Genomic DNA, 24,005 nt, shown 5'->3' with positions numbered 1-24,005 from the left:
CGTCCGCGGCTCGCCGTGGTCCGACCCGATGACCGGGGCTTCTGTGCCGCGTGCGCAGCGGACGGCCGGTGCCGTAACTGGTGTGGGTGACGTCGCCGTGCCCGTTCACCCCGCGGATGTACGCGCCCACCCGATCCATCGTGACCAGTACGTGCGGTACCTGGGCGCGCGCTGTTCGAGCAGTGGCAGCAGGTAGGGCAGCGGGGACACCCGCACGATCTGCGCCGCCGGCGGTGCCGGTAGCTGTTCGTCCACGAGCACGGTGGCGGCGTCGGCGACGAGGGCGCGACCGCAGCGTCCGACGCTGCGCGGTCCGGCCGCGAAGGCGATGTCCAGGGCTGCCAGGGTGGTGGCGGAAGCGCCTGCGCGGTCGAGCCTTTCGCGCATCGACCGACAACGCGCCGTCAACTCCCGGGCCGCCGCCTCGCTGTCATGGCTGCTGTCGAAGTACACCGAGGCGAACGGACCGGTGCGGTCGACCAGTTCCCGGAGACTTGTCCTGACCATATCGGGGTGTTACCCGCGCATCCCCCGGGCAATCGCGCGACCGGATCATCCCCCGGCGGAACGCCCGGTGAGCCGCATTGCGGGCCGGCTGCGGCCTGGTCTCGATGTGGCTTCGAGGGGTCCGCTCCGCCGTGTCGCACCCGGTCCCGCCGCTAGCCTGCAAGTGCCCGGCCGTCGGGGCCGAGAGGGTCGAGCGAGCGAGTACGCGTAGGGGTCAGGTGTGAGCCGTAGTGCGCGAATGATCGTGGCGGCCTTGGTGGTCGGGTGCGCCGTCCTCACCGGTCAGATCCACGGCGGGTATCCGGCCGCGGCCGAGCCGGTGTTCGGCCCCTCGACGCCCGCGCTGCCCGGTGTCCAGCTGCCCGGGCCGCACGAGTGGATCGACCGGGTCATCCCCGCCCCGGTGCTGCCGCCCGCCCCGTCGACTCCGCTGGTGGACGGCGGCGGACTGCCGCCGGAGCTGGCGGCGCTGCGCGCGGCGGTGTTGCCGGACCCCATCGGCGATCATTTCATCGATCACTGGCCCGAGCGGCTCGACGACCTCGCCCCCGGTGCACTCGTCTCCTGGCGCGATGTCAGCGCCACGGCCGCGCCGCTGCTGTTCCTCCCGGTGCGGCAGGTGCTTCAGCTCAAGTACCGCACCACCGATTCGCGCGGGCTGCCGTCCTATGCCGTGGCGTCCCTGGTGATCCCGGCGGCGGCGTGGACGGGGGACGGCGACCGTCCGATCGTGGTGAACAATGTGCCGATCAACGGTCTCGGCCGCGATTGCAGTCCGAGTTACACACTGACGCACGGGATCAGCTTCAAGACGAACCTGTCGGAGTTCATTCCGCCCACCACCCAGTTGGCCATGGCCCGCGGGTACGCGGTGCTGATTCCCGACCACGAGGGCCCGCGCATGGCGTACGCGGAGCCGTATGTGGCCGGGCACGCGGTACTCGACGCCATGCGCGCGGTGCGGGGATGGCTGTCGGACGAGTTCGGCGACAGCCGGTTCGGGATGATCGGATACTCCGGCGGCGCCATCGCCACCAACGCCGCGGCCAAACTCATGGGCGAGTACGCGCCGGAGCTGGCGGAGGTGGTGGTCGGGGCGGCGCTCGGGGGCGTACCGGTGGACTACGAGATCCTCGCCGGGAGCATGAACGCCAATCTCGCATCCGGGGTGTTCCTCGGGGCGACCTTCGCCGTCGGGCGGGAGCGGCCCGAGATCCTCGCGCGCATGAACAATCTCGCCCGCTGGGTGGGGACCTCGTTCATGAAGAATCAGTGCGTGGACGTCTTCGCGCTCCCGGGCGTCTTCCTGCTGCCCATGGATATCGCCGCGAACATCCCCGACCCGCTGCACAGCGACCTGGCCCGCGACATCTACCGCATCACGCGTCTGGAGGACCGCGGATCACCGGTGCCGCTGTTCGTCTACCACGGTGAGCAGGAGTTCTGGGTGCCGGTGCGGGGCGCGCGCGATCTGGTTCGCGAGCAGTGCGCGCTGGGCGCGAACGTGGTGTACCGCAGCGTTTTCGGCGAGCACATCGTCGCCGCCCTGACCGGCTATCCCGAGGCCGTGCTGTGGCTGGACGAGCGGCTGCGCGGCATGCCCGCGGTCAGCGAGTGTTGACGCCGTGGGGGCGAGGCGGCCGGCCCATGACCGGTCCCGGCCGCGTACGGCCGGGACGATCTCGACTCACATCGGGTACAGATTGTGCTTGCGCGGGTTGGGCTTGCGCACCGCGCCCTTGTCGCGCAGCAGCCGCAGCGCCTTGCGGATCTCCAGGCGCGTGGTCGACGGTTCGATGACCGCGTCGATGTAGCCCCGCTCCGCCGCCGTCCACGGCGTCGCCACGGTGGCGTTGTAGAAATCGATCATCTGCTGCTTGATCGTCTCGCGCTGGTCCTCCGGGGCGGCGGCCAGCTGGCGGCGGCCGACGATGGACACCATGGACTCCGCGCCCATGACCGCCAGCCGCGCGGTCGGCCAGGCCAGGCTGATATCCGCGCCCAGCTGCTTGCAGCCCATCACCGCGTAGCCGCCGCCGTACGCCTTGCGGGTCACCACGGTCACGATCGGCACGGTGGCCTCGATGAGGGCGCGGAACATGCGGCCGCCGCGCTTGATGACGTGATTGCGCTCCTCGTCCACGCCGGGCAGCACGCCCGGGGTGTCGACCACGTACACCAGCGGCAGTCCGAAGGCGTCGCACAGGCGGATGAAATGCGCCGCCTTGTCCGAGCAGGCCGCGTCCAGCGCGCCGCCCAGCACCAGCGGCTGGTTGGCGATCACACCGACCGGGCGGCCGTCCACGCGGGCGAAACCGGTGATGAGATTGGCCGAGGTCTTGGCGCTGATCTCGTGGAACTCACCGTCGTCGAAGATGCGCAGCAGGATGTCGTGCATGTCGTAGCCGACCTTGTCCGAATCCGGGATGATCCGGTCCAGCTCGCGGTCGGTATCGGTGATTTCGGGCTCCAGGCCCGGATTCACGATCGGCGGCTGCTCCAGGCAGCTGGTCGGCAGGTAGCTCAGGTAGTCGCGCACCCAGGCGAAGGCGTCGGCCTCGGTCTTGGCGACGTGGTGCACGGTGCCGTTCTGCTCCAGGGCCCGCGCGCCGCCCAGCTCCTCGGCGGTGACCGACGAGCCGGTCACGGCCTTGATGACCTCCGGGCCGGTGACGAACATGTACGAATCCTCGGTGGCCACCAGGACGTCCATATTGATCGGCCCGTACACCGAACCGGCGGCGCATTTGCCGAGCATGACGGCCACCATGGGCACGTACCCGGACAGATCCTCCTGGAGGCGGCACATGATGGCGTACCAGGCCAGCGAGGCCACGCCGTCCTGGATGCGCGCGCCGCCGGAGTCGTTGACGCAGACCACCGGGCAGGCGTTGTTGTAGGCGAAGTCCATGGCGGCGCGCACCTTGCGGCCGAACATCTCGCTCACCGATCCGCCGTACACGGTCTGATCGTGGGAGATCACCACCACCGGCCGGCCGTCGATATAGCCGCGGCCGGTCACCACGCCGTCACCGTAGGTGGCGTTCGCGACGCCGGGCTGCCGAACCAGCGCACCCAGTTCCACGAAGGTCCCGGGGTCCAGGAGCATGCCCACCCGTTCTCGGGCGCTGGGAATGCCTTTCTTCCTACGCTTTTCGATCGCGGCCTCACCGGCCGGTTCCTCGGCGATCTCCAGGAGCTTGCGCAGTTCCGCGAGCTTCTCCTGTGTGCCCGTCATACCTCGGTCTTGCCCTTCCACCATCAGGTCAGCGACCTGAACCGGTCGCTGTCGGCGTGCCGGATCGCGGCTACCGACCGCCCACGGTACAGTGCCGCACCCGTGCCGAACCAGTGATCGCGTGCTGTTGCGGCCTGCCGACCGGTCGGCAGGGGCCATCCGGTCGTACACTTCGGTGCGAAACACGAGTAGCGGCGGCGAGCGCCGGATCGAAACGAGAGCAAGGGGCGGCTACGACGGTGAGTGCGGTAGTGGTAGGTGATCACGTGGTCGGCGAGGCGGCGGCGCACCCGTACGAGGTGATCCGCCCGAACCTGGATACCTTCCGGTTCTCCGAGGTCAAGCGCACCGTCACCATCGGCACCGTGCTCAGCGGCTCGATTCTCAAGCGGGTGGTCCGGCACGGGCTGCGGCCCGCCGCGCGCAAGCGCGCCGTGGCCGACGGCATGGTGGACGGTTTCGAACACCTCGGCCCGCTGTTCGTTAAGCTCGGCCAGCTCATCGCCTCCTCGCCCGGTACCTTCCCGCGCGAATTCGCCGACGCCTGCCTGCGCTGCCTCGACGATATGAAGCCCTTCCCGGCCGCCCAGGCCAAGGCCATCATCGCCGCCGAGCTGGGCAAGCCGATATCGGAACTGTTCCTGGAGTTCGACGACGAGCCGCTGTCGGCGGCCTCCATGGCCCAGGTGCACGGCTGTGTGCTGGCCGACGGCCGCCCGGCCGTGGTGAAGGTGCAGCGCCCCGATATCGCCCGCCGCATGATCGTGGACCTGCGCGCCGCGCTGCGCTTGGCTCAGGCCATGGAGAAGCGGTCGGAGAACGCCCGGGTGGCCAATGCCTCGGGCATGGTGCGCGATCTCTACGAGGCCACCGTGGCGGAGCTGAACTTCCTCATCGAGGCCGACAACCAGACCCGCGCCCGCGCCAACCTGGCGGCCTTCGGCGACAACGCCAATGTCGCCGTTCCCGAGGTGTACTGGGACTACTGCGCCCCCCGGGTGCTGTGCATGGAACGGATGCGCGGGCTGCCGCTGGACCGCTTCGACGATATCCGCGCCGCCCACCCCGAACCGGAACTGCTCATCCGCCGCCTGGTGAAGGCGTGGATGGAGAGCGTGGCCGTGCACGGCCTGTTCCACGGCGACGTGCACGCGGGCAATCTGTGGCTGCTCGACGACGGCCGGGTGGCCATGCTGGACTTCGGCATCGTCGGGCGGATGGAGAACGAGTGGCGCGACTTCGTGCGCGCGCTGTTCTACGCCTCCGCCATCGACAACGACTTCCGTCCGGTGGCCCGCGCGCTGCGCGCCCTCGACCTGGTCTCCGACGACAGCGGTGACGACGCCACCATCGGCCGTCAGCTGGCGGTCGCGCTCGGCCCGGTGCTGTCGGGCAGCCTGGACAAGCTCGACCTGGGCGTGGTGTCGGCGCGGCTGCTCGAATTCGGCAAGCGCCGTGGGGCTTCCGGTCCGCAGCAGCTCATTCTCATGGGCAAACAGCTCGGCTACTTCGAACGCTATGCGGTAGCCCTGGCGCCGGGCTGGAAGCTCGGCAAGGATCTCTACCTGTTCCGGAACATCTTCCCGGATGACGTTGCCGCCAAGGCCGCCGAGGCCGGTACCGGGATGCCGACCGACTGATTCGCCGCCGAATCGGACCTCCTCGCTGATTCCGAGCAAATCCGGCCCGTGATCGTGCGATATTGGTCAGCGGGCAAGGGGATGCACGCGGGGCTCTCGGGCGATCAGCGACGGTATCCACGGAGGCGACAACTTCATGACGATTCTCTCTGCGGTCGCGGGCGTACAGCGCGGCGACGCGGCGGTGACCCCATCGGGCCGCCGCCCCTCGACCGAGGAGCGTATGCGGGATTGCGAGCGATTCTTCGGCCAACCCGAACTGGCGCATCTGCCCGGTTCACGGTGCGCGGACGCTGTGGCCGGACTACGGCGCACCGGGGTGTACCGGCACACCCCGGAGGAATTGAGCATCGGCGCGAAACTGGCCTGGCGCAATCACGATCGGTGCGTGGGCCGCAAGCACTGGCGGGCGCTGGAGGTGCTGGACGCGCGCACTGCCAGCACGCCCGCCGAGATCGCCGAGGCCTGTTTCGCGCATCTGCGGCGGGCCACCAACGGCGGGGCGGTGCGCTCGGTGATCACCATCGGGCCGCCCGCGCGGCCGAGCGGGCGCGGTTTCCGCATTCTCAATCCGCAACTGGTGCGCTACGCCGGATACTGGGTCGGCGGCGAGATCGTGGGCGACCCCGCCACCGTGGAGTTGACGGCGTTCGCCGAGGAACTCGGTTGGCGCGGGGCCGGTGGGCGATTCGACCTGCTGCCCTTGCTGATCCACACCCCCGACGACGCGGTGCACCGCTTCGACCTGCCGCGCGACCTGGTGCTCGAGGTGCCGTTGCACCATCCCGAGTACGCCTGGTTCGCCGAACTCGGGCTGCGCTGGTACGCGGTTCCGGCCGTCTCGAACATGGATCTGGAGATCGGCGGCGTCGACTATGTGTGCGCGCCGTTCAACGGCTGGTACGTGTCCTCGGAGATCGGCCGCGATCTCGGCGACAGCGACCGCTACGACACCCTGCCCGAGATCGCCGACCGCATGGACCTGGATCGCAGCAGCGACCGCACGCTCTGGCGGGACCGAGCCCTGGTGGAGTTGAGCCGCGCGATCCTGCACAGCTACAAGCGATCCCGCGTGCACCTGGTGGACCACCACACCGTGGCCCGGCAGTTCGTCGACCACGTCGACCGCGAGAACGCCGCCGGCCGCGCCTGCCCCGCCGACTGGAGCTGGATCAACCCACCCCTGTCCGCCAGCCTGACCCCGACCTTCCACCGCTACTACGACCCGCCCGATCCGCGGCTGCGACCCGCGTTCGTACACCGCGACGCGATGAGACCGGCTGCACCACAAGATATTCCGATGGATGTGAGCGCGCCGCCGAAACGGCGGTCGCTGTGGCGCCTACTGCGGGGTTGATCGGATCGCCGTGTCCCGGTCGGACTTGGCCTGATCCGGCCCAGCCCGGCACGGCCCGGACCGCCAGGCCCGGACGCCGGCACCGACCGGCCCGCCGGGGCGACAGGCGCAGCGGCGGGAGTCGGCCCGTCGCACTCGACGCGGCCGGAGAATCGGATAGGCGCTCGCCCAGGCGAATTCGCACTCTGCCCGCGTGGTCCGGACAACCCGTGCTGTCGCGGCAACCCGCTGTCAGCCTGCAACGCGCGACCGGGAGCGCGGCGAGCAGGTCGGTGGCGGGGCGGCCGCACAGGAGGCCCGGCCACGACCGGTGCGCGTGTAGCGCCGTCGGTCAGGCCGGGCTGGGTACGTCGTCGCTGAAGTATCCGAGTCGGACGTCGTGGGTGACCTCGCCGCTGTCCACCGCGACGCGACCGGTCATGGGCGGGTAGCCGCGCGCTACCACCGTGTACTCGCCGGACGGGAGGTCGGGCACGGTGTAGTGGCCGGTCGTGTCGGTGCGGGTGGTGGCGGTGACGTCGCCCGCCGCGTCCAGGACGGTGATCTGGGCGTCGGGTACCGGGCGGCCCTCGTCGGCCCAGGCGAATCCGGTGAGCACCGCCATGGGGGCCAGTTCCACGTCGTGGCGCAGGAGTCCGCTGTCGGGCACGGTGAGCGTGGTCGCGCGCGGGCGCATGTGGTCGGCGACCGCGACCAGGGTGTAGGTGCCCGACACCACGCCGTGGCACACATAGCCCCCGTCGGGGGCGGTGACGGCCGTGCCGACCACATCGCCGCGCGGATCGGTGAGGGTGATGGTGGCCCCGGCCAGGGGATCGCCGCGCAGCGCCGAGCGCACCACGCCGGTGAGTTCGCCCGCGCCCGGCAGCGTCAGGTCCAGGCGCTGCGGGCGATGGCCGACGGTGACGCTCACGGCACTGGGCTGATGGCCGCCCGCGGCCACGATGAGCACGTACGCGCCGGGCTCGGGTGCGCCGATGGTGTACTCGCCGTGCGCGTTCCCGGTGCTGCGCGACACCTGATGCCCGTGCTGGTCGATGAGGGTGAGCACGGTCTCGGGTACCGGATTGTCGTCGCGGTCGCGAACGCGGCCGGTGAGCGGCAGCTCGTCGGCGTCGAGGACGGTCCCGGCGGCGGGCGTCGCGACCGCTGGCGCGGGCCGATCCTCCAGCAGCGGAATCTCTTTCATGAACATCAGCACCAGGCAGGCCAGCAGCGACACCCCCGTCGCCACCCAGAACACGCCCTGCACCGATTCGGTGAAGCCGATGAGAATGGGCTCGCGCAGCTGCGCGGGCAGCGCCGCCATGGCGGTGGTGTCGCTCTGAATGCGTTCCAGGCCCGCGCCGTCGAGTCCGGGCGGCAGCTGCCCGCCGAAGGCGCGCACGATCCGCTCGGGCAGCAGATTGAACAGGATGGTGAGGAATACCGCGACGCCGAGGGTGCCGCCCATCTGGCGGAAGAAGGTCGCCGCCGCCGTGGAGACGCCCATATCCGCCGGGGGACAGGCGTTCTGCGCCGCGATGATCAGGGTCTGCATGCAGCCGCCGAGTCCGAAGCCGATCACGGTGGTGTAGACCATGATCTGCCACATCGGGCTGTCGAATTCCACGCGGGCGAACAGTCCCGCGCCGACGGCCATGACGAAGGTGCCCAGCACGGGCAGCATCTTGTAGCGCCCGGTGTACTTGGTGACGAGTCCGGCCCCCTGCGCGCCGACCATGATGCCCAGCACCAGCGGCAGCATGAGCAGGCCCGCCGTGGTGGGCGAATAGCCGCGCACCACTTGCAGATACAGCGGCACCATGGTGATGCCGCCGAACATGGCGATGCCCACGATGAATCCGGCCAGGATGGCGATGCCGAAGGTGCCGCTGCGGAACAGCCGCAGCGGGATCAGCGCCGCTTCGCGCATGAGCGCCTCGACGAGCAGGAAGGCCAGCGCGCCCACCGCCGCGATGCCGTAGCAGAGCAGCGCCCGCCGCGAATCCCAGCCCCAGTCCCGGCCCTGCTCGGCCACGATGAGCAGCGGCACCACGGCGGCGGTGAGCGCGAGCCCGCCCGGCCAGTCGATGCGCTGGCGCTGCCGGACGAAGGGCACGTCCAGCCATTTGGCCACCACCAGCAGTGCCAGCGCCCCGATGGGCACGTTCACCAGGAAGACCCACCGCCAACCGTCCAGGCCGATGAGTCGTTCGTAGTCGGAGAAGAATCCGCCCAGCACCGGCCCGACCACGGTGGCGATGCCGAACACCATCATGAAGTAGCCCTGGTAGCGCACCCGTTCCCGGGCGGGCACGATATCGCCGATTATGGTGAGCGCCAAGGACATCAGACCGCCCGCGCCGATGCCCTGCACGGCCCGGAATCCCGCGAGCTGGTACATGGAGGTGGCGAAGGCGCAGGCCGCCGAACCGATGACGAACACCCCGATGGCGATGAGATAGCAGGGTTTACGGCCGTAGATATCGGCGAGCTTGCCGTAGAGCGGCGTCGCGATGGTCGCGGTGATGAGGTACGCCGTGGTCGCCCACGCCTGTTCCTCGAAACCGTGCAGACTATTGGCGATCTTCACGATCGCGACACTGACAATGTTCTGGTCGAGGGCGGCCAGGAAGACCGCGAGCAGCAGTCCGGACAGGATCGTGAGGATCCGGCGGTGCGACAGCGGTGCCGCCGCCGCGCCGTCGGGATCCGCCGCCGTCGCGAGAGTCGAATTCGTCATCGTAGGGCCCTGTTTCAAATCGTCGGCAATCCGTGGTGGAACTTCGCGATACGAGAGTCGAGCCGGTGAAACGGGTTCGGGCAGCGCACGTGCCTGCCCGAACCGTGCTGGGACCCACGTGATTCCGGCACGAGGCAACGGAAATCCAGGGTCGGCGTGATCGAATACTAACCCCTGGCGTATCCGGAGTTACAACCGCCGCTTCTAGGCGAAGAGATGTGCGATGACCGGACGGATCTGTTCGACCGCGCGCTCGGTGGGGCCGGTGGGCTGGAACAGGTGGCTGAGGGCGAGGCGCACCAGGGTTTCGGTGCGGTCGGCCAGTTCGGTGTCGGACAGATCGGGGAGGCCGTACCGGGTGCGCAGGGTCAGCGCCACCGCCGCGACCGCGCGGCCGAGGACGGGTTCGGTTTCGGTCATCAGCGTTGGCAGCAGGGTGGTGTCCGCGCCCGATCGTCCGGACAGCACGGCCTTGAGCAGGGTGTTGTCGGCTCCGGTGCGCAGCGTGTAGTCCACGGCGGCGGTGGCTCCCGCGACCGGATCGTCCGGATGCGCCGCCAGGCAGTCCGCGATGCCGATGAGGAAGGCGTCGACCTCCTGGCGAATGACCACATCGGCCAGATCCTGTTTGGTGCCGATCTCCTTGTAGAGGACCGGGCGGCTGACGCCGACCTCCTTGGCCACCCGCGACATGTTCACCGCGCCCCAGCCCTCGGTGACGACCAGGCGGCGCGCGGTGTCGAGCACGCGCTCGCGCAGGAGTTGGCGCATTTCGGTCTGGAAGTTCGCCGCTTCAGTCACGGGCCTGATCGTACATGAGCAGGTCGAGCGTTCGATCATTGACAGATGTATGTGATGTGTATGTAATGAATACACTTCGTCATGAAGTGTAAATAGGAGATCGACAATGACGACATCTCGACACCCCGAGTCCCTGGACGCGACCCCGCAGTGGCGCGATCGCAAGCGCTACCTCTGGCTGTTCGGCCTGGTCGCGCCGACCGCCATCTTCCTGGCCACCGGCTTCGTGTGGGCGTTCAATCAACTGGGCTGGCAGGCCGTATCCCCGCTGTGGTGGTGGATCGGCCCGGTGCTGGTCTACGTGCTGCTGCCGCTGCTGGACCGGTTCTTCGGCCCCGACGGGCAGAACCCGCCCGAGGAGGTGATGGCGCGGCTGGAGGCCGACCGGTACTACCGCTACTGCGTCTACGCCTACATTCCGTTCCAGCTGCTGAGCCTGGTGTTCGCGGCCTACCTGTGGACGGCCGACAACCTGTCGTGGCTGGGGATCGACGGCGGGCTGGGTCTGATCTCCAAGATCGGGCTGGCGCTGAGCATCGGCGTGATGGGTGGTGTCGGCATCAATACCGCGCACGAACTCGGCCACAAGAAGGACGAACTCGAGCGCTGGCTGTCCAAGATCACGCTGGCGCAGACGTGCTACGGCCACTTCTACATCGAGCACAACCGCGGCCACCACGTGCGGGTGGCGACTCCCGAGGATCCGGCCAGCGCCCGCTTCGCCGAATCGTTCTGGGCGTTCCTGCCGCGCAGCGTGTGGGGCAGCCTGAAGTCGTCGTGGGAGCTGGAGAAGGCGCGGCTGCACCGGTTGGGCAAGTCGCCGTGGACGATTCGCAACGACGTGCTCAACGCCTGGCTGATGTCGGTGGTGCTGTGGGGCGCGCTGGCGGCCGTCTTCGGCCCGATGGTGCTGCCGTTCCTGGTGATCCAGGCCGTCTACGGTTCCTCACTGCTGGAGACGGTGAACTACCTCGAGCACTACGGGCTGCTGCGGCAGCGGACTGCCTCCGGCCGCTACGAGCGCTGCACGCCGGAGCACAGCTGGAACTCCGACCACATCGTCACCAATATCTTCCTGTACCACCTGCAGCGGCACAGCGATCATCATGCCAATCCGACTCGGCGCTACCAGATTCTGCGCAGTATGGACGGCGCGCCCAATCTGCCCAGCGGTTACGCGAGCATGATCGGCCTGGCCTACTTCCCGCCGCTGTGGCGCAGGGTCATGGACCATCGGGTGCTCGCGCACTACGGCGGTGACATCACCCGCGCGAACATCCAGCCCGGCAAGCGCGAGCGCGTGCTGGCGCGGTACGGAGCGAGCTGATGCCCGCCTACCGCTGTCCCGTGTGCGAGTACGTCTACGACGAGGCCGCCGGCGCGCCCCGCGAGGGTTTTCCGGCCGGTACCCCGTGGTCGGCGGTGCCCGACGACTGGTGCTGCCCGGACTGCGGGGTGCGCGAAAAGATCGACTTCGAATCCCTCTCCACCCCAACAGGACCCGCCCATGAATAACGACTACAAACTCTTCCGCTGCATCCAGTGCGGTTTCGAATACGACGAGGCGCTGGGCTGGCCCGAGGACGGCATCGAACCCGGCACCCGCTGGGACGACATTCCCGAGGACTGGTCCTGCCCGGACTGCGGGGCGGCCAAGGCCGATTTCGAGATGGTCGAGGTCAGCCGCGCATGAGCGGACGCATCGTGATCGCCGGTGCGGGCGTGGCCGGGGCCACGGCGGCCAAAACCCTGCGCCGCGAGGGTTATTCGGGCGAGGTCGTGCTCGTCGGGGCCGAGTCCGGATTGCCGTACCGGCGGCCGATGGTCTCCAAGGAGATACTCGCCGCGACCGCCGCCGAACCCCGCACGCTGCTGGAGTCGGCGGACACCTGGGCCGCCCTCGACATCGACCTGCGCACCGACACCAGCGTCGAGGCCATCGAACCGGACGCCGCCAAGGTGCGCCTGTCCGACGGCACCATGCTCGGCTATGACCGGCTGCTGCTGGCCACCGGCGCGCGGCCCCGCCGCCTGCCCGGTGCCGCGCGCACTGTGCACACGCTGCGCGGTGTGGCCGATGTGAACCCCTTGCGCGCGGCCGCTTTCGACGGCGGTTCGCTGCTGATCGTCGGTGCCGGACTGATCGGCTGCGAGGTGGCCGCCACGCTCGCCGGGCTGGGTGTGCGCGTCACGGTGCTGCACGCCGGGCCCACGCCCCTGGATCGGGTGGTCCCCGCCGCCGTCGGCGAGTACTACCGGCGGCTGCACGCCGATCACGGCGTCCGGATCCACACCGACGTCCTGCTCGACCGCCTCGACGACACCGACACCGGGGTGCTCGCCACCGCCGCCGACGGCCGCACCTGGTCGGCCCCCACCGCCCTGATCGCCATCGGCGCGACCCCGGACACCGGCCTGGCCGAAGCCGCCGGGCTGGCCGTCGCCGACGGCATCCTGGTGGACGACCGCCACCGCACCTCCGTGCCCGGCATCTTCGCCGCCGGTGACGCCGCCGCCCGCTTCGACCCGGCGCTCGGCACGCACCGCCGCGAGGAGCACTGGAACAGCGCCCAGTCGCAGGGGGCCGCGGCCGCGAAGGCCATGCTGGGCGTCGATCCGCCGCCCCTCGAGGCGGCCTGGGGCTGGTCGACGCAGTACGGCGTGAACCTGCAATTCGCGGGCCGGTTCGACCGGGCCGAGGAGATCGTCGTCGACGGCAGCTTCGACCCCCCGAGCGTCCTGATCCAGGCCACGTGCGCCGACCGGCCGGTGGGCGTGGCCGCCATCGGCCGCGCCGCCGAATTCCGCTCGGCCCGAGCCCGACTCGCGGCCGAGCTGGAATCTGGAACGGGTACGTCGCCCTGAGGGCGCTGGCGAGTTCCGCGCATCGCGTGCGGAACTCGCCTGCGTGCGGAACTCGCCAGCGCGGGTGTGTCACCAGCGCGGGTGCGTCGTGGTGACGGTGCTCGGATTCTCCGCGGCAGGTACCGGATCAACAGGCGCTGATTCACGACATCTCGGGGGATACTCGCCGCGTGGGTGCGGAAGGGGCACGCTCAGGATTCGGCTTGCCGGATCGGCTTCGGCGTCAGCGCCGCTCGCAGTCGATCGACGATCACCCCGCGCGCCGCCCGGCCCTCCGGGGTCGGGGTGAGTGGGTAGACGTGCACCAGGCCGGGCTGTTCGTGGTAGTCGACCTCGACACCGGCCGCACGGGCCTTCGCCACCAGCAGTCGGGTATCGGGCACCAGGATGTCGTGGGTGCCGCAGAAGACGGTGAGCGGGCCGAGGCCGGACATCTCGCCCGCCAGCGGGCTGACGCGGGGGTCGGTGAAGGGCAGATCGCCGCGCCAGAGCTCGGTGAGCACGCGCGAGCCGTGGCGGCCCAGCCACGGATCGCGCGGCAGCACCGCGTCGATCTCCGGATTGCTCAGTGACAGCTCCAGGGCGGGGGAGATCAATACCGTGCGCGGCAGCACCACGTCGTGCTCGTCGCGCAGCAGCAGGGCGGTGGACAGGGCGATCTGGCCGCCCGCGGAATCCCCGGCCAGGCATACCTCGCCGTACTCGGAGCCCTTGTCCCGCACCAGTTTCGCGATGGCGGGGACGACCTGCCCGGCGGTGCCGTAGGGGATGAGCGGATAGATGGGCAGCACGACGGCGGTTCCGGCGCGCGCCGCGATATCGGCGGCCAGCGCCCAGTGCTGGGACGCGATCTCGTTCACCCAGCCGCCGCCGTGGGCATACACCACGCAACCGCGCGCGGCACCCGATCGCGGCGTCAGCGTGTAGACCGGCCAGCCGGGATCGCGGTCCACGGTCACCACCACGTCCGACCGCAACCGGCGCGGCGGACCGTACGGCCGGGGCCGCAGGGTGCGTTCGCGAATGTGGCGGCGAGCGCCCTCGGCGGTGCGGAAGGGGCGGTTGCGGCGGGTGACGCGCAGGAATCCGGGCAGGACCACGCGGCTGAGGAAACTCGGCTCCATCGATCGACCATACGTCTCGACCGCGTCGAACCTCCCGGTCGGTAGCCGCGCGGTTACTGTGGTGGCCGTCACGAAAACTGGCAGTGATGTATTCCGCCAAACTTCGTGACGACTGACACGTCAGTCACCAAACTGTTATAGGGTCACGCCATCGGCTGTGGGGCCGAGCGATATCGACCAAGCAGTGGGGCTGTGGGGTGGTAAACATTGGTCGACAGGGCTTTTCGTGCACCGGAACCGTTGGTTCGGGAGGTGCTCGAATTCGTACTCTCGGGGTTGCGGACGTTCGGTCGGACACTGCAACTCGCGGTGGCGGCCTTCCGGTGGCTGTTCATCGATATCGTCCGGCTGCGGCATCCGTGGCGAGATACCGTACAGCAGGGCTGGTTCATCGTCAGCGTGACGGCGATTCCCGCTGTGCTGGTGGCGATTCCGTTCGGCGTCATTGTCGCGGTGCAGGTCGGCAGCCTCACCCAGCAGGTGGGCGCGACCTCGGTGTCGGGGGCCGCGGGCGGTTTGGGGGTGATCCGGCAGGGCGCGCCCATGGTGACCGCGCTGCTGCTCGGCGGCGCGGCCGGATCGGCTATCGCCTCGGATCTCGGGGCGCGCACCATTCGCGATGAGGTGGATGCCCTGCGCACCATGGGAATCGACCCGGTGCGCCGACTGGTCGCGCCGCGGCTGGCGGCCATGATCACGCTCACGCCGCTGCTGTGCATGCTCATCATCTTCATGGGCGTCTTCACCGGCTATGTCATCGCGGTCGGCTTCCAGGGCGTCACTCCCGGCAGCTACCTGTCCGCCTTCGCGGCCTTCGCCAAGATGAGCGATCTGGCGGTGGCCATCGTGAAGGCGGTCATCTTCGGCATCATCGTGCTCATCGTGTCCTGTCAGCGCGGACTCGAGGCCACCCACGGACCCAAGGGCGTCGCCAATGCCGTGAACGCCGCCGTGGTGATCGGCGTGATCGCCGCCTTCGGCGTGAATCTGGTGATCACCCAGCTGGTGTCGATGTTCCTACCGCAGCAGGTGGGGTGAGATGACCCAGGCACCAGCTCGCTACCAACCGCTCGGCGCGGTCGGCCGCGCGGCCCGCAAATCCGTCGACGGACCGAATTCGCTGTTCGAATCCCTCGGACACCAGGCGACTTTCGTCTATCAGGTGTTGACCGCCATCCCGCACACGCTGCGGGTGTACCGGCGGCAGACCTTGCTCATCCTCTCCGATATCACCTGGGGCTCCGGGGCGATCATCGTCGGCGGCGGCACCGTGGCGGTGCTGGTCTTCCTCGGCATCGCGGTCGGCGGTTCCATCGGGGTGGAGGGCTTCACCGCGCTGAACATGGTCGGCATGGGTCCGCTCACCGGATTCGTCTCCGCCTACGCCAATACCCGGGAGATGGTGCCCATGGTGGTGGCGATCGGGTTCGCCGCCCAGGCGGGCTGCCGGATGACGGCCGAGATCGGGGCCATGCGCATCTCCGAGGAGATCGACGCGCTGGAGGCCATCGGCATCCGGCCCATGTCCTTCGTGGTGACCACCCGTGTGATCGCCGGGGTCGTCACCATCGTGCCGCTGCACCTGCTCACCCTCATCCTGTCGTATCTGTCCTGCGCGACGGTGGTGAATGTGCTGCACGGGCAGAGCTCGGGCACCTACTACCACTACTTCGACGCCTTCCTGCAACCCGGTGACGTGCTCGCATCACTGGTCAAGGCAACGGTTTTCGTAGTGGTCATCATTCTCATCCACGGCTATCAGGGCTTCTACGCCAGCGGCGGCCCGGAGGGGGTGGGCCGGGCCTCCGGCCGCGCCATCCGCGCCAGCCTGGTCGGCGTGGTGATCCTGGACATGATCATGACGATCGCGTTCTGGGGCCTGGATGTCGGCATCAGGATTTCGGGGTAGTCATGCCGGTATTCGTAGACCATTCCGGCCGCAGCGCCGGACGCTGGGCGCTGCGCCTGCGCGGACTCGTGGTGGCGGTCGTCATCGCGGTGGCGGCCACGGTCGTCACCACCTACGCCAAGGGCGGTTTCGCCGACCGATTCGAACTCACCATCGACGCGGCCACCCTCGGCGAGGGGCTGGCCCCCGGGGCGGAGGTGAAGTTCCGCGGGCTGGCCATCGGCACCGTGCGCACGGTGGAGACGGTCGGCTACGGGAAGCAGCGCATCGAGGTGGAACTCGATCGCGCTCAGGCGCGGGCGCTCACCGACGATGTGACCGCCCGCTTCACCTCGTCGAACGTGTTCGGGTCCAGCGCCATCGAATTGGTGACCACCGGCGACGGCGGCCCGTTGCGCGAGGGCGCGACCCTGTCCATCGGGGAGAACGCCGCCAACGCCACGGTCGCGGGGGTCTTCCGCCGCGCCGCCCGGCTCACCGCGGTACTCGACTCCGACAGCGTGCGCAGGCTTTTCGATCTGCTGCTGGACAATGCCGACGCCATCGGCCCCACGCTGAGCTCGTTCTTCGAGACCGCGCGCATGATGGCCGACGGTCAGCGCGCGCCGCTGGCCCACTACCTCGCCATCGGCGCGGACATGACCGAGGCGTTCGCCGACCTCACCCCGCCGGTGGGTCGGGCCGTCCTCCAGATCCTGGAGCAGAGCGCCTATTTCGGCGACGAGACCAACCGCGAACGCACCAACCAGGCCACCGACGGTGCGTACACCCAGGTGCTCGTCGGCATCGCGGAACTGCTCGACCGCAACAACCCCGATCTGGAACGGATTCTCGGGGCGGTACTGGACCTGGCGGTGCCGATCAGCGTGTCGCTGGGCACCGTCGCCCCCGCCTATCACCGGATTCCCGCCCTGCTCGCCGCGGTGGACGGTGCGTTCCCGGTGGTGGACGGAAAGGTGCAGATGCAGTTGGAGCTGATCGTGGAGACCATGCCGTACCTGGCCGATTCGCTGGCAGGGGGTGCGCGATGAACGGAATCGGTTCGGCTGCCGCGAAACTCGCGGTCTTCGGAGTGATCGTCGCCGCCTGCACGGGATTCATCGTGACCGCGCTGCGCACCCCCGTCCCCGGCGACAAGGTCGTCTACCAGGCGGTCTTCACCGATGTCTCGGGCCTGTACGAGGGTGACTCGGTGCGCATGTCCGGCGTCGCGGTCGGGAAGGTGGAATCGGTGGACCTCGACCGGGATCGGGCCCGGGTACGTTTCACCGTCGACCGCACCCGGCCCGTCTACGACACCACCCAGGCCGCCGTGCGCTATCAGAACCTCATCGGCCAGCGGTACGTGGAACTGCTCACCGAGCGTCCGAGCGCCGTGAAACTGCCCGCGGGCGGTGTGATTCCGGTGGAACGCACCATTCCCAGCTTCGATGTGTCCAAGCTGTTCAACGGTTTCAAACCGCTGTTCGACACCCTGGAGCCCGAGCAGCTCAACCAGTTCGGCACCAATCTGCTGCGGGTGATCCAGGGCGACGGCTCCGGTATCGGCCCGGTACTCGCCGATCTGGACCGGATCACCGCGCACGCCCGCGACAGCGAGGCGGTGATCGTGCTGCTCATCCAGAACCTCGGGGTGGTGTCGCAGGAGATCGGCGGCAAATCCGATGCGGTGGGGGCGCTGGTCGACCAGCTCTCGGAGATCCTGCGGCAGTTCACCGATCGGATGCAGGGCGTCATCGCCGCCATCGAGAAGGGGGACCGCGTGCTGACCCCGCTCATTCCGATCCTGGAGGAGGGCCGGGACGCCTACGACGTGGCCTACGGGCCGATCGACGGACTGCTCCGTCGGCTGGTACCGCAGACCGAGATACTCACCCAACTGCTGGCGCTCACTCCGGGCCTGGTGTCCGGGCTGAACAACGCGGTGCCCGGCGAGGGTTACCGCCCCCGCATCACCTGTTCCAGCGGGGAAGCGGTGGTGCCCGATATCGGCGGTGTGGTGCTCGGCAGTCAGAACCTGGTGGTGTGCGAGTGAAACGCTATGTGGACATGGTCGCGGGTGCGCTCCGCGAACTGGTGACCGGGCGCGGCGATCAGCCGAGTCAATTGCGCTGGGGCGCGGCGGGAGTCGTGGTGTGCGCGGTACTGCTGCTGATCGCGGGCGCGCTGTATGTGATACCGATCGGCGAGCGGACCTACACCGCCGACTTCCGGGTGTCCGGTGGCGCGCGCCCCGGGGACGAGGTGCGCGTCGCCGGGATCAATGTCGGTGAGGTGCGGTCGGTGTCGTTGGTCGGCGACCACGTCGAGGTGCGGTTCGGGGTGGACCGCGCGGTGCACGTGGGCGAGCTGGCCAGCGTCGAGGTGAAGATGCTGACCCCCATCGGCGGGCACTACCTCTCGCTCACGCCGACCGGCGAGAAAGCATTGGGGGACAAGCACATTCCGCCGGAGCGCACCACCGTCCCGTTCGAACTCAGCGATATCCTCGACCACGCGACGCCCGTCATGGGCAAGATCGACGCGCAGACTCTGCGCGCCACCATGGCCGAGCTGAACACCGCGCTGACCAGCCAGCCGGACGCGCTGCGCGGTGTGATCGGCAATGCGGCCGAGCTGACCGACATACTCGCCGACCGGTCCCGCCAGCTCGACACCGCCCTCCAGGTATCGGACGAGTACATCGCCGCCATCGCCGCCGACAAGGCCATGCTGGCGGGTTTCGTGCAGCAGCTGGGCACGGTGGCCGACCAGCTCGGCGATCGAAAAGAGCAGATCGTACGGGTCTTCGGTCTGATCAAGCGACTCTTTCTCATCCTGCACCGGCCGCTCATGGCCTACGGCGACACGCTGGAACCGCCCATCACCGAGATCGAGCAGATCTTCTCCAAGGTGATGGCCGATCCGAGCCGCATCGACACCGTGGTCGCCGGCATCCGGGAGGTCGTCGACAAACTCTCGGCCATGCTGGGCGTCCAGGTCGCTGTCGACCGGCCGGAGAACGGTGTGCGGGTGTGCGTTCCCTACGAAGGCAAGGCGTGCTGAATGAACTGGGGTAGAACAGCACTCGTGGCCGGGGCCGCCGCCGTGGCGGTGGCGACCGGCGTGGCCGGGGTGACATGGGTGAACTCGGTGCGCGCCGATTCGACACGGCGGGTCTGCGCCGACTTCACCGACACCGTGGGCCTGTACGAGGGCAACAGCGTGACCATGCTCGGCGTCGAGGTCGGCACGGTGTCCACCATCGAATCGCGCGGTGACCACATGCGCGTCACCATGACCGTGGACGGGGACGTGCGGTTGCCCGCCGATATCCAGGCGGTCACCATGTCCAGCTCCATCGTGACCGACCGGCACGTGGAACTGACCAAGCCGCACACCGGCGGGCCGGAGTTCGACACCGCATCCTGTATCCCACTGGAGCGCACCAAGACTCCGGTGGGCATCAGCGAGGCCCTCGACGCCATGGGCCGCATCGCCGGGGACCTCACCGGCGGCGGCTCACCGGAGGACACCCTCATCGACCAGACCCTCACCGCCGCCGACAGCGCGTTGGCCGATACCGGCCAGCAGTGGAACCTGCTGCTGCGGGAGCTGTCGCAGGTGGTCGGCGATCCCGGCCAGCGCGATGTGGTGTTCCGGCGACTGGTGGAGAACCTCGACACCCTCACCACCATGTTCGTGAGCAACTGGCCCGATATGGCATTGCTGCTGGACAATCTGCGCCAGGGCATTCAGCTCCTCGGCGAGTTCTCCGCCGAGTTCGCCGGGGCGGTGGACCTCGCGGTGGAGTTCCTGCCGGTGATCGCCCGCAATGTCGGCAAATACGACGAGCAGGTGTACGCCCTGCTGGATCAGTACCTGCCACAGGTGAAACAGCTGATCAACAGCCAGGGCGATATCGGCGACCTGCTGTCGAAACTGCCGCCGCTGGCGGCGCGACTACCGCAGGCGGGTGCGCGATGACCCGTCGAACGCTGCGCCGGAGGCTGCTGCCCGCACTGGCGGCGGGCCTGGTGCTCACCCTGAGCGGCTGTGGCGTGCGCGCCACCGACATCCCCATTCCGGGCACCTATCCGAGCGGTGACACCTACACGGTGCGTATCGAATTCGGTTCGGTGCTCAACCTGCCCGATCGTGCCAAGGTCATCGCCGACGGCGTGGAGATCGGCATGCTCGACCGCATCGACCTGGTCGGCACCACCGCCGTGGCCACCGTGGAGCTGAAAACCGATGCGCGACTGCCCAAGACCACCACCGCGGAACTGCGGCAGAGCACCATCCTCGGCGATATCCACATCGCCCTGGAACCGCCGCGGGACAGTGAAGTCGCCTTCCTCCAGGACGGCGATGTCATCCCGGTGGGGCAGACCGTGCCCGCCACCAATGTGGAGGACATCCTGCGGGCGCTGTCCAATATCGTGACCGGCGGACGCTGGTCGGATATGCAACAGCTGGTCGCCGACGTGAACGCCGCCTTCCCGACCGATCCGGCCGAGATCGACCGCATCACCCGGGCCGGCCGGGCGGCGCTGACCGATCTGTCCTCGCACACCCCGGAACTGGACCGCATTCTGGCCGCGGCGCAGCAGATCACCGGGAAGCTGGAGTCCGGGAGGGCCGCGGTGGACCAGATCCTCACCCTGGGTCCCGATCGGGCCGCGGGTCTGGCGGATGTGCTGTTCAATGTGGTGCGCCTGATCGCGGGTGCGGGCGTGCTGGCCGACGAGGCGGGAGAGCTGCTGCTGCCGCTCGCGGGCGACTTCCGCAGCATCGTGTCGATTCTGGCCCCGACGGCGCTGACCGTCGCCTACGCCGACATCACCGTGCCCGCGAACCTCGAGGCGTTCCACACGCTGTTGCGGGACAAGCTGATTCCGTTTCTGCACGCACCGGATGTCCACCTCCGCGGGGTGGATGCCCAGGCCGACGCCGACGAGCTGGTCACGGTGCTGCGTTCGATGGGGATGGTGCCGTGAAACTCTCACTCTCCGGACCGATGTCGCTGGTGCTGCTGCTGGTGCTCACGCTGGTGTGCGGCAGCTATATGGCCGTCGGCGTGCTGAACCTGGACCCGCGCCGCGACTCGCACGCCATCACCGTGCTGGTGGACACCTCCGGCGGTCTCATGAAGACCTCCGAGGTGACGCTGCGCGGGATGCCCATCGGGCGCGTCCGCTCCATCGAGGCCACCTCCGTGGGGCTGGCGGTGCGGCTGGAATTCGATGCGCGCTACCGGATTCCGGTAGACAGCGAGGTGCGTGTCTCGAACCTGTCGGCGGCGGGAGAGCAGTTCCTCGACTTCCGGCCCACCGGCACCGCGGCCCCCTATCTGCGCGACGGCAGCATCGTGCCCGCCCGGCAGGTGCGCATCGCCACCACCGTCGGCGACGCCCTGGCCAAGTTGGACGCGCTGACCGCGCAGATCGACCCGCTGAAGCTGGAGCGACTGGCCACCACCGTCGCCGCCGGATTCGAGGGCCGCGACGCCGACGTGGCGAATCTGACTCGGGCGCTCACCCTCACCGCGGGCATGCTGCGCGACAAACGCGACGCCATCGCCCGGCTCTACGCCAATGTGCAGACCCTGGGCGACAACTTCGACGGTCGCGCACCCACGCTCAGCGCCACCGCCGGCGATGTGACGGCGGCGCTGCCCGAACTGCTGCACATCATTCGTTCCTTCCAGGACTTCTCCTACGTCGGCGAGCACGTGTTCACCGACCCGATCGGGCCGCTGGTGCAGCGCATCGACGACTACATCGCCCTGCTGGGCCCGGATCTGGGCCATATCGCCACGGTTCTGAAACCGGCGACCAGCACCATCAAACCCGTACGCGTGGACGCCGGTTCGATCATCGACCTGCTGGCGACCGTCTTTCCGGGCGACGGCGCCGCCCATGTGACCGTCGGTCCCCGTTGACCGCTCGACACCGAGAGCAGAGGACACACCGTGAGTGATATCGACAAGACCCCCGAACCGACGGTGCGACTGGAGAAGACCGGCGCCGCGGCGCGACGGGCCGAAACCCGGTCGGAGCCGCCGACCGCACTGCCCGCCAACGGCATCCGCCGCCCGCACTACCTGATCGGGGTGGCCGCCGCCGTACTCGGCGTGCTGGCCGTCGCCTTCGGGGTGAGCTGGCAGCACGCCGCCGGGGACCTGAACGCCCTGCGCGACGATCAGGCCGATCGCGCCCGGGCGGCCGAGGTGGCCCGCGACTACACCCTGCGCTCGCTCACCTACGACTACCGGGAGCTGCCCGCCTTCTTCGACGCGGTGCGCCGCGATGCCTCGGCGGGCCTGACCCAGCGCTACGACGACGTGCACGACACGCTCGCCACCATCATGACCGAGGCGCAGGTGGTCGCCACCGGGAACGTACTCGGCACCTCGGTGGAGGCCACCGGCAACGATCAGTTCGTGGTCACGGTCTTCGCCACCCAGCGCACCCAGAACGTGCAGCAGCCCGAGCCGGTGACCAAACCGAACCTGCTCACCGTGACCGTGGCCGAGTACGACGGCACCTGGCAGGTCGTCGACTACGGACCCAAGGACACCGTGGTCAAGGACGGGACCGCGAAATAGTTCCGCGCCGCGGCCGACCGCCGCAGTCGGGACTCCCACTGCGGCGGCGTCGGCAGATAGTCGAAGCCGCCTACGCGGTGTTCTCCGCCCGGGGATACGAGGCGACCACCGTGTCCGCGATCGCCGCGCAGGCCGGGATCGCCCAGGGCACGGTGTACCGCTACTTCCACAGCAAACGCGAGATCCTGGACCACGTCCTCGATTTCGGCGTCGACAAGCTCATGGAGGCGTGGCAGCCGCAGACCTTCATCGGGGTGGCGGGCAGCGCCGTCGAACTCATCGACGGCGTGCGTGCGGGCGCGGACCGGCTGCACGACCTCATCGAGCGGGAGCCGGAACTGCTGCGGCTGCTGCTGGTCGAAGCCAGTGCCGTCGATCCCGAACTGGCGCGGCGGCTGCTGGGATTGGAGGCGATGGTGGCGGCCTGGGTGGCCGGGGAACTCCAGCGCGGCATGGACGGGGGCTGGCTGCGTCCCGATATCGACGCCGACGTGCTCTCGCACACCATCGTCATGCTCATTCTGCCGGATGTGGTACGCGAACTCCTCGGCACCGGAACGCCGCGCGTGCGCAAGCAGAGCACGGATATGGTGCTGATCATGGTGGAGAAGGCGCTGCGGGTCCGGGCGGTCGACGGATGAGCGCGGACCGGCCCGACCCCGTCGCCCACTCCGCCCGCCGCCGCGCCGAACTGGTGAACGCGGCCTACGCGCTGGTCACCAGCCGGGGTTACCGCGCCATCGGCGTGGACGATGTCGCGAGTCTGGCGGGCGTCAGCCACGGCACCTTCTACAACTACTTCGCCAACAAGCGCGACATCCTGGACGCGGTCATCGACCACTGCTTCGCGGTGATCCGGGAGCGCCTGATGGGTGACGAGCCGACGCCCGCCACCCTCGACGAATTCCGTGCCCGCTACGGCCGCATCGTCGACCGCTGCTACGACCTGGTGGCGAGCGAACCCGGGCTGGTGAACTTCCTACTGCTGGAAGCGAGTTCGATCGACGACCGGGTGCTCGACCGGATCATGCGCAATGCCCAGACCGACGGCGACACCGCAGTGCGGGAGATGGAATACGGCATCGCCCACGGCTATCTGGACGACCGACTGGACACCCGCGTCGGCGGTGAGGTGCTGGTGTCGGTGCTCATGTCGGCGCTGCTGACCGCGGTGCAGGGGGAACGGCACGGCCTGACCCGCGACCGGGTACGCACCCAGCTCACCGACTTCCTCGCCACGGCATTGGGAG

23 protein-coding genes are annotated in these 24,005 nt (G+C 69.0%); 18 read left to right on the top strand and 5 right to left on the bottom strand.

Annotated elements, in window-relative coordinates; all coding sequences use genetic code 11:
- Positions 1–105 precede the first annotated feature (105 nt).
- The gene (locus QK444_RS09675) at positions 106–507 is read right to left on the bottom strand and encodes a hypothetical protein (protein WP_282779087.1); all 402 of its coding nucleotides are present in this window, start codon (positions 505–507) and stop codon (positions 106–108) included.
- A 220-nt stretch (positions 508–727) separates the two neighbouring features.
- Here QK444_RS09675 and QK444_RS09670 point away from each other — a divergent pair, with 220 nt between their 5' ends.
- Complete coding sequence (locus tag QK444_RS09670; RefSeq protein ID WP_282779086.1) at positions 728–2,128, top strand: lipase family protein; 1,401 nt, start codon at positions 728–730, stop codon at positions 2,126–2,128.
- Positions 2,129–2,194: 66 nt separating this feature from the next.
- On the opposite strand, the gene QK444_RS09665 is transcribed toward QK444_RS09670, so the two are convergent.
- A complete protein-coding gene (locus QK444_RS09665; protein WP_282779085.1) occupies positions 2,195–3,745 on the bottom strand; it encodes an acyl-CoA carboxylase subunit beta in 1,551 nt (516 codons plus the stop codon).
- A gap of 239 nt (positions 3,746–3,984) precedes the next feature.
- Between QK444_RS09665 and QK444_RS09660 the strand changes: the two genes are divergently transcribed.
- Both QK444_RS09660 and QK444_RS09655 read left to right on the top strand, forming a co-directional pair.
- Positions 3,985–5,385: an AarF/UbiB family protein gene (locus QK444_RS09660; protein WP_282779084.1), complete on the top strand. Its 1,401-nt coding sequence runs from the start codon at positions 3,985–3,987 to the stop codon at positions 5,383–5,385.
- 223 nt (positions 5,386–5,608) lie between these two features.
- Positions 5,609–6,742 (top strand): nitric oxide synthase oxygenase, encoded by a 1,134-nt coding sequence (locus QK444_RS09655; protein WP_282779090.1) that lies wholly within the window; start codon positions 5,609–5,611, stop codon positions 6,740–6,742.
- A gap of 331 nt (positions 6,743–7,073) precedes the next feature.
- Here QK444_RS09655 and QK444_RS09650 read toward each other — a convergent pair whose 3' ends face one another.
- Both QK444_RS09650 and QK444_RS09645 read right to left on the bottom strand, forming a co-directional pair.
- Positions 7,074–9,467: an MFS transporter gene (locus QK444_RS09650; protein ID WP_282779082.1), complete on the bottom strand. Its 2,394-nt coding sequence runs from the start codon at positions 9,465–9,467 to the stop codon at positions 7,074–7,076.
- Between the two features lie 204 nt (positions 9,468–9,671).
- Positions 9,672–10,268 (bottom strand): TetR family transcriptional regulator, encoded by a 597-nt coding sequence (locus tag QK444_RS09645; RefSeq protein ID WP_282779080.1) that lies wholly within the window; start codon positions 10,266–10,268, stop codon positions 9,672–9,674.
- Between the two features lie 106 nt (positions 10,269–10,374).
- On the opposite strand from QK444_RS09645, the gene QK444_RS09640 reads away from it, so the two are divergent.
- Genes QK444_RS09640 through QK444_RS09625 form a run of 4 tightly spaced genes read left to right on the top strand, consistent with a single transcriptional unit; the run spans position 10,375 to position 13,133 of the window.
- Positions 10,375–11,595 carry an alkane 1-monooxygenase gene (locus QK444_RS09640; protein WP_282779078.1) on the top strand — a complete coding sequence of 407 codons (1,221 nt, stop codon included), beginning with the start codon at positions 10,375–10,377 and terminating at the stop codon, positions 11,593–11,595.
- On the top strand, positions 11,595–11,783 hold the full coding sequence (locus QK444_RS09635) for a rubredoxin (protein WP_282779076.1): 189 nt from the start codon (positions 11,595–11,597) through the stop codon (positions 11,781–11,783). Before QK444_RS09640 ends, QK444_RS09635 begins: the two co-directional genes overlap by 1 nt.
- A complete protein-coding gene (locus tag QK444_RS09630; protein ID WP_029932338.1) occupies positions 11,776–11,961 on the top strand; it encodes a rubredoxin in 186 nt (61 codons plus the stop codon). Before QK444_RS09635 ends, QK444_RS09630 begins: the two co-directional genes overlap by 8 nt.
- Positions 11,958–13,133: an FAD-dependent oxidoreductase gene (locus QK444_RS09625; protein WP_282779074.1), complete on the top strand. Its 1,176-nt coding sequence runs from the start codon at positions 11,958–11,960 to the stop codon at positions 13,131–13,133. The genes QK444_RS09630 and QK444_RS09625 overlap by 4 nt, the downstream gene beginning before the upstream one ends.
- Before the next feature lie 191 nt (positions 13,134–13,324).
- Here the strand turns inward: QK444_RS09625 and QK444_RS09620 are convergent, their stop codons facing one another.
- On the bottom strand, positions 13,325–14,257 hold the full coding sequence (locus QK444_RS09620) for an alpha/beta hydrolase (protein ID WP_282779073.1): 933 nt from the start codon (positions 14,255–14,257) through the stop codon (positions 13,325–13,327).
- 207 nt (positions 14,258–14,464) lie between these two features.
- Between QK444_RS09620 and QK444_RS09615 the strand changes: the two genes are divergently transcribed.
- The 11 genes from QK444_RS09615 to QK444_RS09565 form a co-directional block, all read left to right on the top strand.
- A complete protein-coding gene (locus QK444_RS09615) occupies positions 14,465–15,295 on the top strand; it encodes an ABC transporter permease (protein WP_029932341.1) in 831 nt (276 codons plus the stop codon).
- A gap of 1 nt (position 15,296) precedes the next feature.
- Complete coding sequence (locus QK444_RS09610; RefSeq protein ID WP_282779072.1) at positions 15,297–16,166, top strand: ABC transporter permease; 870 nt, start codon at positions 15,297–15,299, stop codon at positions 16,164–16,166.
- 2 nt (positions 16,167–16,168) lie between these two features.
- Complete coding sequence (locus QK444_RS09605; RefSeq protein ID WP_282779069.1) at positions 16,169–17,197, top strand: MCE family protein; 1,029 nt, start codon at positions 16,169–16,171, stop codon at positions 17,195–17,197.
- On the top strand, positions 17,194–18,201 hold the full coding sequence (locus tag QK444_RS09600) for an MCE family protein (protein WP_282779067.1): 1,008 nt from the start codon (positions 17,194–17,196) through the stop codon (positions 18,199–18,201). The genes QK444_RS09605 and QK444_RS09600 overlap by 4 nt, the downstream gene beginning before the upstream one ends.
- On the top strand, positions 18,198–19,211 hold the full coding sequence (locus QK444_RS09595) for an MlaD family protein (RefSeq protein WP_282779065.1): 1,014 nt from the start codon (positions 18,198–18,200) through the stop codon (positions 19,209–19,211). Before QK444_RS09600 ends, QK444_RS09595 begins: the two co-directional genes overlap by 4 nt.
- Positions 19,212–20,132: an MCE family protein gene (locus tag QK444_RS09590; protein ID WP_282779064.1), complete on the top strand. Its 921-nt coding sequence runs from the start codon at positions 19,212–19,214 to the stop codon at positions 20,130–20,132.
- Entirely contained in the window at positions 20,129–21,145 is a 1,017-nt protein-coding gene (locus tag QK444_RS09585; RefSeq protein ID WP_282779063.1) for an MlaD family protein, read from the top strand. The genes QK444_RS09590 and QK444_RS09585 overlap by 4 nt, the downstream gene beginning before the upstream one ends.
- Complete coding sequence (locus QK444_RS09580) at positions 21,142–22,089, top strand: MlaD family protein (RefSeq protein ID WP_282779062.1); 948 nt, start codon at positions 21,142–21,144, stop codon at positions 22,087–22,089. The genes QK444_RS09585 and QK444_RS09580 overlap by 4 nt, the downstream gene beginning before the upstream one ends.
- Positions 22,090–22,119: 30 nt before the next feature.
- The gene (locus QK444_RS09575; RefSeq protein WP_282779060.1) at positions 22,120–22,755 is read left to right on the top strand and encodes a hypothetical protein; all 636 of its coding nucleotides are present in this window, start codon (positions 22,120–22,122) and stop codon (positions 22,753–22,755) included.
- A complete protein-coding gene (locus tag QK444_RS09570; RefSeq protein ID WP_306357829.1) occupies positions 22,695–23,396 on the top strand; it encodes a TetR/AcrR family transcriptional regulator in 702 nt (233 codons plus the stop codon). The genes QK444_RS09575 and QK444_RS09570 overlap by 61 nt, the downstream gene beginning before the upstream one ends.
- On the top strand, positions 23,393–24,005 hold a 613-nt coding region (locus tag QK444_RS09565), incomplete at its 3' end, for a TetR/AcrR family transcriptional regulator (RefSeq protein ID WP_282779059.1). The genes QK444_RS09570 and QK444_RS09565, both read left to right, overlap by 4 nt.

This window comes from Nocardia sp. CC201C (assembly GCF_030010695.1).
Classification (GTDB): domain Bacteria; phylum Actinomycetota; class Actinomycetes; order Mycobacteriales; family Mycobacteriaceae; genus Nocardia; species Nocardia otitidiscaviarum.
The sequence above is the reverse complement of the archived record's forward strand: the minus strand, read 5'-3'. Positions and strand labels throughout refer to the sequence as shown.

What these genes read in the sequence shown, in the direction of transcription:
- QK444_RS09675 (WP_282779087.1), bottom strand. Translation starts at nt 507, where the DNA reads ATGGTCAGGACAAGTCTCCGGGAACTGGTCGACCGCACCGGTCCGTTC.
- QK444_RS09665 (WP_282779085.1), bottom strand. Translation starts at nt 3,745, where the DNA reads ATGACGGGCACACAGGAGAAGCTCGCGGAACTGCGCAAGCTCCTGGAG.
- QK444_RS09655 (WP_282779090.1), top strand. Translation starts at nt 5,609, where the DNA reads ATGCGGGATTGCGAGCGATTCTTCGGCCAACCCGAACTGGCGCATCTG.
- QK444_RS09650 (WP_282779082.1), bottom strand. Translation starts at nt 9,467, where the DNA reads ATGACGAATTCGACTCTCGCGACGGCGGCGGATCCCGACGGCGCGGCG.
- QK444_RS09640 (WP_282779078.1), top strand. Translation starts at nt 10,375, where the DNA reads ATGACGACATCTCGACACCCCGAGTCCCTGGACGCGACCCCGCAGTGG.
- QK444_RS09635 (WP_282779076.1), top strand. Translation starts at nt 11,595, where the DNA reads ATGCCCGCCTACCGCTGTCCCGTGTGCGAGTACGTCTACGACGAGGCC.
- QK444_RS09630 (WP_029932338.1), top strand. Translation starts at nt 11,776, where the DNA reads ATGAATAACGACTACAAACTCTTCCGCTGCATCCAGTGCGGTTTCGAA.
- QK444_RS09625 (WP_282779074.1), top strand. Translation starts at nt 11,958, where the DNA reads ATGAGCGGACGCATCGTGATCGCCGGTGCGGGCGTGGCCGGGGCCACG.
- QK444_RS09620 (WP_282779073.1), bottom strand. Translation starts at nt 14,257, where the DNA reads ATGGAGCCGAGTTTCCTCAGCCGCGTGGTCCTGCCCGGATTCCTGCGC.
- QK444_RS09610 (WP_282779072.1), top strand. Translation starts at nt 15,297, where the DNA reads ATGACCCAGGCACCAGCTCGCTACCAACCGCTCGGCGCGGTCGGCCGC.
- QK444_RS09605 (WP_282779069.1), top strand. Translation starts at nt 16,169, where the DNA reads ATGCCGGTATTCGTAGACCATTCCGGCCGCAGCGCCGGACGCTGGGCG.
- QK444_RS09600 (WP_282779067.1), top strand. Translation starts at nt 17,194, where the DNA reads ATGAACGGAATCGGTTCGGCTGCCGCGAAACTCGCGGTCTTCGGAGTG.
- QK444_RS09590 (WP_282779064.1), top strand. Translation starts at nt 19,212, where the DNA reads ATGAACTGGGGTAGAACAGCACTCGTGGCCGGGGCCGCCGCCGTGGCG.
- QK444_RS09585 (WP_282779063.1), top strand. Translation starts at nt 20,129, where the DNA reads ATGACCCGTCGAACGCTGCGCCGGAGGCTGCTGCCCGCACTGGCGGCG.